General features: G+C 40.8%; 12 protein-coding genes. 9 read left to right on the top strand and 3 right to left on the bottom strand.

Annotated features, from left to right (window positions below):
- Positions 1 to 43: 43 nt before the first annotated feature.
- Both PH210_RS29770 and PH210_RS13705 read left to right on the top strand, forming a co-directional pair.
- Positions 44 to 127: a hypothetical protein gene (locus tag PH210_RS29770; protein ID WP_354669989.1), complete on the top strand. Its 84-nt coding sequence runs from the start codon at positions 44 to 46 to the stop codon at positions 125 to 127.
- Entirely contained in the window at positions 105 to 494 is a 390-nt protein-coding gene (locus PH210_RS13705) for an NUDIX domain-containing protein (protein ID WP_289986167.1), read from the top strand. The genes PH210_RS29770 and PH210_RS13705 overlap by 23 nt, the downstream gene beginning before the upstream one ends.
- Positions 495 to 574: 80 nt before the next feature.
- On the opposite strand, the gene PH210_RS13700 is transcribed toward PH210_RS13705, so the two are convergent.
- Complete coding sequence (locus PH210_RS13700; protein ID WP_289986155.1) at positions 575 to 1,474, bottom strand: PhzF family phenazine biosynthesis isomerase; 900 nt, start codon at positions 1,472 to 1,474, stop codon at positions 575 to 577.
- A gap of 171 nt (positions 1,475 to 1,645) precedes the next feature.
- Between PH210_RS13700 and fabF the strand changes: the two genes are divergently transcribed.
- Positions 1,646 to 2,887, top strand: coding sequence for a beta-ketoacyl-ACP synthase II (gene fabF, locus PH210_RS13695; protein WP_289986153.1), 1,242 nt, complete (start codon positions 1,646 to 1,648; stop codon positions 2,885 to 2,887).
- A 422-nt stretch (positions 2,888 to 3,309) separates the two neighbouring features.
- Here fabF and PH210_RS13690 read toward each other — a convergent pair whose 3' ends face one another.
- Positions 3,310 to 4,083: a TRM11 family SAM-dependent methyltransferase gene (locus PH210_RS13690; RefSeq protein ID WP_289986151.1), complete on the bottom strand. Its 774-nt coding sequence runs from the start codon at positions 4,081 to 4,083 to the stop codon at positions 3,310 to 3,312.
- Between the two features lie 636 nt (positions 4,084 to 4,719).
- Complete coding sequence (locus tag PH210_RS13685; RefSeq protein ID WP_289986149.1) at positions 4,720 to 5,043, bottom strand: thioredoxin family protein; 324 nt, start codon at positions 5,041 to 5,043, stop codon at positions 4,720 to 4,722.
- Between the two features lie 119 nt (positions 5,044 to 5,162).
- Between PH210_RS13685 and PH210_RS13680 the strand changes: the two genes are divergently transcribed.
- The 6 genes from PH210_RS13680 to PH210_RS13655 all read left to right on the top strand — a co-directional run bounded on the left by PH210_RS13680 (position 5,163) and on the right by PH210_RS13655 (position 11,019).
- Positions 5,163 to 6,080 carry a LysR family transcriptional regulator gene (locus tag PH210_RS13680; protein ID WP_289986148.1) on the top strand — a complete coding sequence of 306 codons (918 nt, stop codon included), beginning with the start codon at positions 5,163 to 5,165 and terminating at the stop codon, positions 6,078 to 6,080.
- Between the two features lie 252 nt (positions 6,081 to 6,332).
- Positions 6,333 to 7,436, top strand: a complete 1,104-nt coding sequence (locus PH210_RS13675) for an amidohydrolase/deacetylase family metallohydrolase (RefSeq protein WP_289986147.1) — start codon at positions 6,333 to 6,335, stop codon at positions 7,434 to 7,436.
- Positions 7,414 to 8,523 (top strand): DgaE family pyridoxal phosphate-dependent ammonia lyase, encoded by a 1,110-nt coding sequence (locus PH210_RS13670; protein WP_289986145.1) that lies wholly within the window; start codon positions 7,414 to 7,416, stop codon positions 8,521 to 8,523. The genes PH210_RS13675 and PH210_RS13670 overlap by 23 nt, the downstream gene beginning before the upstream one ends.
- Positions 8,520 to 9,275, top strand: coding sequence for a 2-dehydro-3-deoxy-phosphogluconate aldolase (dagF, locus tag PH210_RS13665; protein ID WP_289986142.1), 756 nt, complete (start codon positions 8,520 to 8,522; stop codon positions 9,273 to 9,275). The genes PH210_RS13670 and dagF overlap by 4 nt, the downstream gene beginning before the upstream one ends.
- Positions 9,268 to 10,281 carry a sugar kinase gene (locus PH210_RS13660; protein ID WP_289986141.1) on the top strand — a complete coding sequence of 338 codons (1,014 nt, stop codon included), beginning with the start codon at positions 9,268 to 9,270 and terminating at the stop codon, positions 10,279 to 10,281. The genes dagF and PH210_RS13660 overlap by 8 nt, the downstream gene beginning before the upstream one ends.
- Before the next feature lie 15 nt (positions 10,282 to 10,296).
- Positions 10,297 to 11,019 (top strand): GntR family transcriptional regulator, encoded by a 723-nt coding sequence (locus PH210_RS13655; protein ID WP_289986140.1) that lies wholly within the window; start codon positions 10,297 to 10,299, stop codon positions 11,017 to 11,019.
- Positions 11,020 to 11,052 lie beyond the last annotated feature (33 nt).

Raw genomic sequence — 11,052 nt, 5'->3', positions numbered from 1 at the left:
TTGTAAAACAGAGGAAGAGTTAATACAAGCAATAGATACATATATGTATCACTACAATTATAAAAGATTCCAAAAACGACTAAACCATCGTGCTCCAGTTGAATATCGGATCACGATGGCTGCATAGTCTTTTTAGAGCTGTCTACTTGACGGGGTTAAGTCCAGGAATCTGGACACTTCCAGGCGGATTGTTAGAACTAGGAGAATCCGCAGAAGAAGCAGCAAGAAGAGAGGTGTTGGAGGAGACTGGTATTGAAATCGGCCAGCTGAAATTAACCGCTGTTTTTTCAGGTAAACAGTATTTTCGAAAGCTGGAAAATGGAGATGAATTCTATCCTGTTACAATTGCCTATTTTTCAAAAGATATTAAGAATAATACTCTCAAAATTGATGGGCAGGAAACGATTGATGCCGGATTTTTCCCAATTCAAGAACTGCCTGAACATACAAGCCCATTAGTTATGAAGATAATAGAAAGTATTGAAAAGGATTAAAAACCAAAAGCCGCAGATAAGGGAGTCAACTCCTGACTGCGGCTTATTTATTCTGAAACTACATGTAATCATAAACGATTTTAATCTATAAGTCTCACTTCAAAATCTTTAACGTAAACCGCACTTCCAGTGATTTCAATATCAAATTGATCTTTATTTTTCGTAACATGAACCATTACCCGGCCATCCTTATCCATTTCCTGACCCTGTTCTACCAAGAGTTCTAACGTTTTTTCAAAATGGCTGTTTATGTAAGAGGCAAAATAAGCTCCCATCACTCCTGAAGCAGTGCCAGTTACAGGGTCCTCGATTGTTCCGGAATAAGGGGAGGAAAAGTGCCGGGCATGCATATGGGCATTCGCATCATACGTTTCTAAGCAAAAGGGATGAAGTGATGCTTTGGGCCTTTCCTTTAACAGAGAAGGGAATAACTCATTATTCGGCTTCATCTTTTTAAAGGTCTCGAGTTTTTTTATTGGAAGCAATAAAGTCCAGACACCTGTACTGCCATATAGGATGGGCAAAGTGTCATCAATATCTTCTTTAACCAGCCCAATTGAGTCAGCTAAAGCTTCTACTGGTCCTGTAAAATCCGCAAATTGTGGTGAGGCCTGCTTCATTGTAATCTGAATGTCAGCATCTGAAAGGGCATCAATCTTTATGGGCAAAATACCTGCAAGTGTTTCGATTGTTAAGGGATCTTTTTGCTTTAGTAATCCCTTCTTTTTTAAAGCATAGATGGATGCCATTGTCCCATGGCCGCAAAGGTCCATCTCATGGCCAGGTGTAAAATAACGGATTCTAAGATCAGCTGCATCCGAATTCATGATAAAAGCTGTTTCATTAAAGCCTGCTTTAAAGGCTATTTCTTGCATTTCGTTATCTGTCAGGTCGTCTCCGTAAAAAACTACCCCCGCTGGATTTCCTTTATTAGGTTCTGTACTAAAGGCATCATAATGATAAACTGTCACTGATTTCATGCTTCATTTCCCCCTGGTTCATTTGTTAACCAAACACTATCGAACTATTATATTTTTTGTCAACATGTTTAATACATAGTGTCTGTCAAAACTAATCAATTTGTCCAACAACTATAAATTAGGTAAAATATAGAGACTATACTTCGAATAATTAGTGGGAGAGGGCATTAAATGAATAAAAGAGTAGTGATTACAGGTGTTGGAGCAGTCACTCCTTTGGGGAATGATGCTCATTCAACATGGGATAAGATTAAAAGTGGTGTGTCAGGTATTGGCCCTGCCACCATATTTGATGTGGAAAAAGTGGATATCAAAATCGCCGCGGAAGTAAAAGACTTTGCACCAGAAGCATTTATGGATAAAAAAGAATCGAGGAGAATGGGCCGCTATAGCCAATTTGCTGTGGCTGCAAGTAAAATGGCGGTAAAAGATGCAGGCATTCAAATCGGTGTCGATGTTCAACCTGAACGGGTCGGGGTTTGGATTGGATCAGGAATCGGCGGTTTAGGTGAGTTCGAGGAACAACATCAAAAATTTATTGAAAAAGGTCAAAGAAGGGTCAACCCGTTTACGATTCCGATGTTTATCCCGGACATGGCAGCAGGACAAGTATCTATTGAACTTGGAGCAAAAGGAATCAACAATTGTTCCGTTACGGCCTGTGCGTCCGGAGCGAATTCTATCGGGGATGCATTCCGCGTTATTCAAAAAGGGGACCTGGACATGATGATTGCCGGCGGTACAGAAGCAACGATTACAGCAATGACCGTTGCAGGATTTTCGAACATGACGGCTCTTTCAAAAAATCCAGACCCGAAAACTGCCAGCCGGCCATTTGATAAGAATCGTGATGGATTCGTCATCGGAGAAGGTGCTGGAATTGTCATTCTGGAAGAATTAGAACATGCCTTAGCCCGTGGAGCGAGCATCTATGGTGAATTGATAGGCTATGGGGCTACAGGTGATGCCCATCATATAACAACACCCGCACCAGACGGAGCAGGTGCCCAGCGAGCGATGCAATTAGCGTTAGACGATGCGGACATTTCCCCTGAACAAGTCGATTATATTAATGCTCATGGGACGTCCACTTATTATAATGATTTGTATGAAACGGTAGCGATCAAAGAAGTGTTTAAAGAACATGCTTATACGCTATCTGTAAGCTCCACGAAGTCGATGACAGGCCATCTGCTGGGCGCAACAGGTGCTCTAGAGGCTATTTTTTCTCTGTTAGCGATCAAGGAAGGGATTATTCCCCCAACCATCAACTATGAAACACCTGATGAGGAATTGGATTTAGATTATGTTCCCAACGTGGCAAAGAAGAAGGATGTCCAAGTGGTTCTTTCAAACTCATTAGGGTTTGGCGGTCATAATGCCACATTGATTTTTAGAAAGTTTACCGAATAACATTCGCCGGCACATAAGCTGAGGAAAGTAAAAAAAGAGGGTGTCTTTTTAGATACCTTTTTTTGTGATTTTGAAGTTCAATTTTTACATGCATCGACTTTTTCCACCTATAAAAAAACTAATTAAACGTTTGATTAAATAGCCTTAGCAGCCTAAAAATAAAGTCTTTTAACATAATAATGAAACAAAACTTTGTCGACACAGTAATGTTTCTCTTCTATTAAAATTAAAAAATAGGTCGATAAAAGGAATTCCTTCGGTAATTAATCACACTTCGACAAGTACTACCATCATTCCTTACTAATCAAACGTTTAATTAGAAAGTAAATAAATCCTTTTATCAAAAGGATTTTTCCCGGGAAATGGAGAAAAGAATGTCGAAAATCGTATCGACAAAATTTCCCGGATTTCTTTTGTCCTAATCAGGTACATACAATTACTTCTCGGATAAATGTCCCTTTTTTCGCAACAGCCCGATCGATTATCGTAAAACCTGCATTTAAAAGGATTTCATCGATCGGCTCAACCGTAACCACGACTACTTTGCTTGCAAACCTCCGTGCACTTTGGAGCATTTCCAGTTGTTCTTCTGGGTTTATCACCGAACACAAATTATATGGCAGATCAATAATAGCTACATCGTAATGTTTGGTGATATCACGAATATCGGCTCGATTGATTTCTGCAAAAAGTCCAAAGTGTGCCAAGTTTTTTCGTGCTCCAGGGAGAATCAGTGGATTTCGGTCGCTTCCGACAATATCAATTCCCATTGAGCATGCTTCCACAAGGACGGTCCCAATTCCGCAGCAAGGATCGATGGCCTTAACTCCGATTGGATTGGGGATGGCGATATTTACGACCGCTCTAGCAACACGTGTACTTAGAGCAGTAGAATAATCATTTGGTTTCTGTTGATGCCGAAACCATATGGACTCACTTTTCACATACTCTCCGAATATCCATCTTCCGTTTACATACATAATGCCAAGCAATTGATCGGGCTCGCGAAGATCTGCTTTCCCATTGACATGTAAACCAATCTCTCTTTCAATGGCCCGCCGATTTTCGAAGCTTTCCTGTTCATTTTTTACTTGACCATTGTTTTTCACATAAGTAACTTTAAACGTTTCGCCGCTTAGTTGAAAAGATTCAATCTGCTTCAATAGGCTCTCAAGGTTTTCCGCCTCATACCTCACCGAAATTCTTTCCTTAATAAAAGGGCTTCGACTTGGATCAATTTTTACGGAGCTTTCTAAGACGTTAGAGTTTGAATCCTGACCGAATAATGATCGCATTTCTAAAGCACAAAGAGAGCGTTCATCCTCATAGTGGGCATAAGTATATATATAGGTCGTGCCTTTTTGTGGAGTGATATCCAATTCGTTTTCTATTTCAACTTCACCTCAAATGTTAACTGATAAACATATTTCATTATATCAAGAAAAATGGTTGTTACGAAAACTTGTGCTTCCGGCGAATCTAATCATCTTAATGCCCGTCCATCTGTAGAAGTGGGGGGGAAGGGAATTAAGAGAGGTTTCTAATGCCCGTCCGGTTGTAAAAGTGGAGGAGAGGGGAATTAGGAGAGGTTTCTAATGCCCGTCCGGTTGTAAAAGTGGAGGAGAGGGGAATTAGGAGAGATTTCTAATGCCCGTCCGGTTGTAAAAGTGGAGGAGAGAAGAATTAGGAGAGGTTTCTAATGCCCGTCCGGCTATAAAAATGGAGGAGAAGGGAATTAGGAGAGTGTTCTAATGCCCGCCCTACCAAAAAAACGATAGTGACGGGCATTTAAAAAAAGGTTTCTTGATCCTAACTATCTTATTAAAAAGTACTCATGACTCTAGTAATCCATAATCCTTTAAGGTTCCAACAAGCGAATCTTTAGGTCCGAAACCCGTTATTCTCCCCACAAGCTCGCCATCCTGAAACAGCAATAAGGTAGGCAATCCCAGTACTTGAAACTCGCTGATAAACTCGGGATTTTCATCCGCATTTACTTTGACAATTTTCAAATCAAAATCTAGATCGATTTCCTCCAAAACGGCTCCAATTAACCTGCAAGGAGGACACCATGGGGCCCAGCAATCAACAAGCACCGACTTGCTTGATTGAATTTCCTTCAGAATGTCCTGTCCTTCAGCCTGTAAAATACTCATGAAGTTCATCACCTTTCATATCGTTTGATTGTAGTATATGACGGGTTGTGATATAAGTAAAATTAATACTTTGAATATTAAGTATTAGTAAATACTAATACATCGAAAAGAGGTGCCACATGACCTTATTTCAATTAGAGGTTTTCTTAAAGGTAGTGGAAACGAAAAGCTTTACAAAAGCTGGCGAACAAATCGGGCTTTCACAATCGGCTGTCAGTCAAGCTGTAGCCGCGTTGGAATCAGAACTGAATATTAAACTATTGAACAGGCACAGGAACGGAGTCAGCTTAACAAAAGTAGGCGAACGTATCACCAGCCTGATAAAGGATTTAATCACGATTAAAACAAAGATTATCAATGAAGCAACAGGAATCACAGAACTTGAAGCAGGAACGATTAGAATCGGGAGTATATCAGGCATGTCCGCTAAACTATTGCCAGGGATGATTAGCTCTTTTAAAAAACGGTTTCCGGGTGTAGAAGTTGTTTTATATGAAGGGAATTATGAGGAAGTAAAAAATTGGCTTAAATTATCAGCTGTAGATGTTGGTGTGGTAACGGAAGAGAAAAGTGAATTTGAATTTATTCCTTTGCTGCAGGATAAGATGGTGGTTTTTGTACCAGAAAACCACCTGTTGAGTCACCAATCCTATATCGAGGTAAGGGATATCGCTGGTGAACCCTTCATCATGCCAAAAGAATGCAGTCATATTATTCGAGACATTTTTAAAGAACATGGGTTATCTCCTAATACTCATTTCGAAGTAAGTGACATCGCAACAATCATGGCTATGGTTCAAGAAGGGGTTGGAAATACGATTCTTCCGGAGTTGGCCATTCCTTCAACCTTATCCAAAGTCACTGCTTCCTATTTAAATCCGCAAGTGTACCAAAATTTAGGGCTTGAGGTGCGTTCAACAGAATATGCGAACCCAGCCATAAATGCATTTATTCATGAAGCACAAGAATTCACCAAGAATTTGTCATTAAAATTGTTTAATAGCTATCATTCCGTAATTTTAAGAAAAGGTAAATAGTGGTTAGGGATTGTGAATATAAAATGCCCCAAAATTAACTTTTTGGGGCATTTTTGTGCTTGCATTTGTTTTTTCGAGAAATAATAAATTAGAAAAGTTTCTTAAGAAGTTACAATATAATCTTCAAACATTATAACGTTATATTGACCAAAGTGAAAATACGTGGTAACCTAATCGTGTAAGAAAAAAAGAAGTAGATGAAACCGAATACAAGTACCCATTTTATTAGGTTTACCGAAAAGGATGAGGGAAATGCAAGAATGTTACGTATTACAAAATGTAAAACTAGTTGATGGCAATTCTGTTGACATCATCGTAGAAAATAAAAAAATCCAAAATATTGTTCCAGCGGGAACTGGAAAAAGCGGGAATGTCATTGATTTCAAGCAGAAAGTAATGATTTCAAGCGGCTGGATTGATATGCATGTCCATGCCTTTTCAGAATTTGAGCCGTATGGCGATGATGTTGATGAAATTGGCTATAAAACAGGGGTAACAACGATTGTGGATGCCGGAAGTACAGGCGCTGATCAGTTGCCTGACTTAGTGAAAAGCTGTAAAAAGTCGAAGACGAATGTTTTTGCCTTTTTAAATATTTCACGAATTGGTCTAAAGCGAATCGATGAACTATCAAACCTTACATGGCTTGATGAAGACGCACTAAAAAAGACGATAGCCGAACACAAAGATTTTATTGTCGGACTAAAAGCGAGGATTAGTAAAAGTGTCGTCGGTCCAAATGGAGTCGAACCATTAAAAGTGGCCAGGAAGTTTTCAAAGGATACTGGGCTGCCGCTGATGGTTCATATTGGTTCCGGACCGCCGGATATTAATGAAGTCCTCGATTTGCTTGAAAAAAAGGACATTGTCACCCATTTCTTAAATGGGAAGGCTAACAATTTATTTGATAAAACGGGAAAACCTCTTCCGAAATTGCTGGATGCAATTAAACGGGGAGTACATTTAGATGTTGGGCATGGGAATGCCAGCTTCTCTTTCCAAACGGCAGAGCAGGCGAAAGCCCATGATATTCACTTTGATACCATCAGCACGGATATCTATCGCAAAAATCGCTTGCATGGTCCTGTGTATAATATGGCCAGTGTACTTACTAAATTTTTGTATCTCGGCTATTCCTTAAAAGAGGTCATTGATGCCGTTACGGTTAAGGCAGCAGAGTGGTTAAACAAGCCTGAACTAGGAAGAATTTCTCTGGGAGATCCAGCAAACCTCACACTGTTTTCAATAGAGGATTCCGAAACGAAGCTAATGGATTCTGAAGGAGAAGAACGAACGGCGGAACAGAAAATTGTCGTAAAAGGAGTGGTCATCAATGGAGAATACATTGAATGCTAAATATGGCTTAAAAAGGGTTATCAATGCTAGCGGCCGGATGAGTATTTTAGGTGTTTCGGCTCCAACAGATACCGTTATGGAAGCCATGAAAATAGGCGGGCAGAATTATGTTGAAATCGCTGATTTAGTCGATAAAGCAGGACAGCATATCGCTGGGCTCCTTCATTCGGAGGCAGCTGTTGTCGTGAACTCGGCATCGAGTGGAATCGCTCTTTCGGTTGCGGCAATCGTGACAGAAGGAAATAGAAGAAGAAGTGAAAGGCTCCACCAAGAAACAATTCAAAAAAATGAAATCATCATGCTGAAGGGCCATAACGTTCAATACGGGGCTCCAGTGGAAACGATGGTTTTCCTCGGCGGCGGAAAATTAGTGGAAGTCGGTTATGCCAATGAGGGCAAAGCGGAGCACATTGCGGATGCCATTACGGAAAATACGGCAGCAATTCTTTATGTTAAATCCCACCACACTGTTCAAAAAAATATGATTTCGGTGGAAGAAGCATGGGAAGTGGCGCAAGCGAACAATGTCCCATTGATTGTCGATGCAGCTGCAGAGGAAGACGTAAAGAAATATGTTCAAGTTTCTGACTTAGCGATTTACAGCGGCTCGAAAGCCATTGAAGGTCCGACGTCTGGAATCGTGGCCGGAAAACAAAAATATATCGATTGGGTAAAGGTGCAACTGCACTGTATCGGACGAAGCATGAAGGTCGGCAAAGAAACAACCTTTGGCTTATTGCAGGCTTTGGATGAGTATTTTGTCAAAACCGACAATAGCGAAAAGGAAAAAGCCAGCCTGGAGGTTCTCAAGTCACTGGATTCCATTGATGGTGTAAGAGTAACGATTGTTCAGGACGAAGCTGGCCGTGCCATTTTCAGAGCTCGCATTCAAATCGATCCGGCTGTGACGAAAACTACGGCGAAGGAAGTAAATGACAAACTAAGAAATGGTGAAATTGCGATTTATACCCGTGATTACGGAATTCGCCAAGGCTTTTTCGATCTTGATCCCCGTCCATTACAGGGTGACGACATTTACGTAATTGAAGCGCAACTAAGAGCGATTTTAGGAGGAAGCAAACAATGACAAACATTGAAAAACGTTTTTATCAGAACCGTGTCGCCTTAAATGTTCTAGCGAATAGCATTGAAAATGCTGTTGAAGTTTTTGAAGCGGCGGAAGGGCATGTACTAGTCGGGGTGCTTTCCAAGGATTACCCTACAGTAGAGGTTGCCGTTACTGCAATGAAGGATTACGGTGCAGCAATTGATGAAGCCGTATCAATTGGCCTTGGCGCTGGGGATAATAAACAAGCGGCAGTTGTAGCGGAAATCGCCAAATACTATCCGGGAAGTCATATCAATCAGGTGTTTCCTGCAGTTGGTGCAACTCGTGCCAATTTAGGAGAGAAAGATAGCTGGATTAACTCTTTAGTATCTCCAACAGGAAAAGTAGGGTATGTAAATATTTCTACCGGTCCTGTAAGTGCAGCAGCAGGTGAAACTGCTATTGTTCCCATCAAAGCAGCAATTGCGTTAGTCCGGGATATGGGTGGACAGGCCTTGAAATACTTCCCAATGAAAGGCTTAAAGCATGAGGAAGAGTTCCGTGCCGTTGCGAAGGCATGTGGTGAAGAAGGGTTTGCGTTAGAGCCGACTGGCGGAATTGATTTAGATAATTTTGAGACCATTTTAGATATTGCCTTGGAAGCAAAAGTGCCTAAAATTATCCCTCACGTTTATTCTTCTATTATCAATAAAGAAACTGGGAAAACAAATCCGGAAGATGTGAGGACCTTATTAGCTATTACCAAAAAATTGGTTGAAAAGCATGCCTAAACAAATTGTTGCTTTCGGGGAAGTAATGATGCGTTTGCAGGTGCCGGGATACGAATTACTGACTCAGGCTAACACATTACAATACTCTTTTTCAGGCACGGGAGTAAACGTTGCTTCTGCGATGACCAAGCTAGGCTATGATGGTTATCTTGTAACAAAATTGCCAGAAAACCCATTAGGTGAGGCAGCCATTTCCTTCTTACAGCGTTTGGGAATCAATCGGAGATTCATTTCCAAAGGCGGAAAATATCTGGGCTTGTATTTTTTAGAAAATGGTTTTGGACAGCGGGCAAGCAGGGTTACTTATACGAATCGCTTAGAAAGCAGCTTTAATACCGCTCACATTTCGGATTATGATCTCGATTTGATTGCAGAACAGGCAGATATCATTCACTTTTGCGGTATTACGCTTGCCATGACAGATGGTGTCCGTGATAGTATGAAAGTGCTGGCTAAAAAGGTTAAAGAAAAAGGCGGATTGGTTTGTTTCGACTGTAATTACCGCCCTTCCTTATGGGAGGGGGGCTACAGTGTGGCTAAACCCCATTATGAAGACATGCTGGCTTTGGCTGATATCGTCATGATGAACGAGAAAGATGCGATGTATATATTAGGAATGGAGACAGCAGAAACTTCCCGGGAGGAGCAGCTGAAGGACCTCATTCCTAAGGTGGCAAACCGATTTAATATTCAAACGATTGCAGGAACACACAGAGGGATTAATTCTGATAATACTCATTCTTTACGGGGATATTTGTATAAGGATGGGCTGTTACACTTCTCAGAAAAGATTTCTTTTTCCGTATATGATCGAATTGGAGCCGGAGATGCGTATACTAGCGGGATTCTACATGGCGAGCTGGCTGGATTTTCACAAGAGAAAACAGTCCAATTTGCAGCAGCAGCAGGAATGCTTGCCTGCACCATCGTCGGAGATACCCCGATGTCGACGGAAGCAGAAATCCTATCCGCCATGGCCGGAACCATTGATGATATAAAGAGATGAAGGAGCGAATAGGGAATGAATGTGAATCGAAAAAAGGGACCTATGTACTTACAAATTAAAGAAATTTTGAAGGATCGTATTTTACATGGTGTCTATGCGATTCACACGAACATTCCCTCTGAGCCCCAATTAGAAGAAGAATTTAATGTGAGCAAAATTACAGTCCGTAACGCCATTAAAGAATTGGTTCAAGAAGGATATCTGGAGAAGAAAAGCGGTAAAGGAACAAAGGTCATCGCGAATGTTTCAACTGCGAAGCTTTCAAAAGGGAAGCGCTTTACAGAATTATTAGTAGAAGAAGGCCACCATATCACCAAAAAGGTGTTAAGCATTAAGAGGCTGGAATTGTCTCCGGAATCCGAACTTTATTCTTTATTTGGGGAACATTGTATTCAAATAGAACGACTCTACTTATTGGACAACGAGCCTTATATTCATTTCACTCATTACATCCTATTGGACTTAACTGAGGATGAAGTAGAAGATGTCCGTATCGGATCGTTGTACCGCTTTTTAGAAGAGCAAAATATTCGACTGGAATCATTCCGAGATGAGTTTGCGGTTTCAAATGCACCAAGTCATGTTATTGAAAGATTACATTTGGAAAAAGAGACAGCAGTTTTAAAAAGGATTCGCCGTTCCAGTGATGATGAAGGAAATATATTGGAATACAGCGAGGGTTACTATAATACAGGGAAGCAGAATTATATTGTTACCTATAATGATTCCATTCAGTGACCAGCTTTTTTGTAAGTAATGTAAGCGATTACC

Origin of the sequence: Paenibacillus sp. BSR1-1 (genome assembly GCF_030403775.1) — a bacterium.
Lineage (GTDB): Bacteria > Bacillota > Bacilli > Bacillales > Cytobacillaceae > Neobacillus.
Note: the sequence above shows the minus strand (reverse complement) of the source record. Positions and strands in the feature narration are given on the sequence as shown.

Bases quoted from the DNA above. Each gene is read 5' to 3' on its own strand.
- PH210_RS29770 (WP_354669989.1), top strand. From the start codon at position 44: ATGTATCACTACAATTATAAAAGATTCCAAAAACGACTAAACCATCGT.
- PH210_RS13700 (WP_289986155.1), bottom strand. From the start codon at position 1,474: ATGAAATCAGTGACAGTTTATCATTATGATGCCTTTAGTACAGAACCT.
- fabF (WP_289986153.1), top strand. From the start codon at position 1,646: ATGAATAAAAGAGTAGTGATTACAGGTGTTGGAGCAGTCACTCCTTTG.
- PH210_RS13685 (WP_289986149.1), bottom strand. From the start codon at position 5,043: ATGAGTATTTTACAGGCTGAAGGACAGGACATTCTGAAGGAAATTCAA.
- PH210_RS13680 (WP_289986148.1), top strand. From the start codon at position 5,163: ATGACCTTATTTCAATTAGAGGTTTTCTTAAAGGTAGTGGAAACGAAA.
- PH210_RS13675 (WP_289986147.1), top strand. From the start codon at position 6,333: ATGCAAGAATGTTACGTATTACAAAATGTAAAACTAGTTGATGGCAAT.
- PH210_RS13670 (WP_289986145.1), top strand. From the start codon at position 7,414: ATGGAGAATACATTGAATGCTAAATATGGCTTAAAAAGGGTTATCAAT.
- dagF (WP_289986142.1), top strand. From the start codon at position 8,520: ATGACAAACATTGAAAAACGTTTTTATCAGAACCGTGTCGCCTTAAAT.
- PH210_RS13660 (WP_289986141.1), top strand. From the start codon at position 9,268: ATGCCTAAACAAATTGTTGCTTTCGGGGAAGTAATGATGCGTTTGCAG.
- PH210_RS13655 (WP_289986140.1), top strand. From the start codon at position 10,297: ATGAATGTGAATCGAAAAAAGGGACCTATGTACTTACAAATTAAAGAA.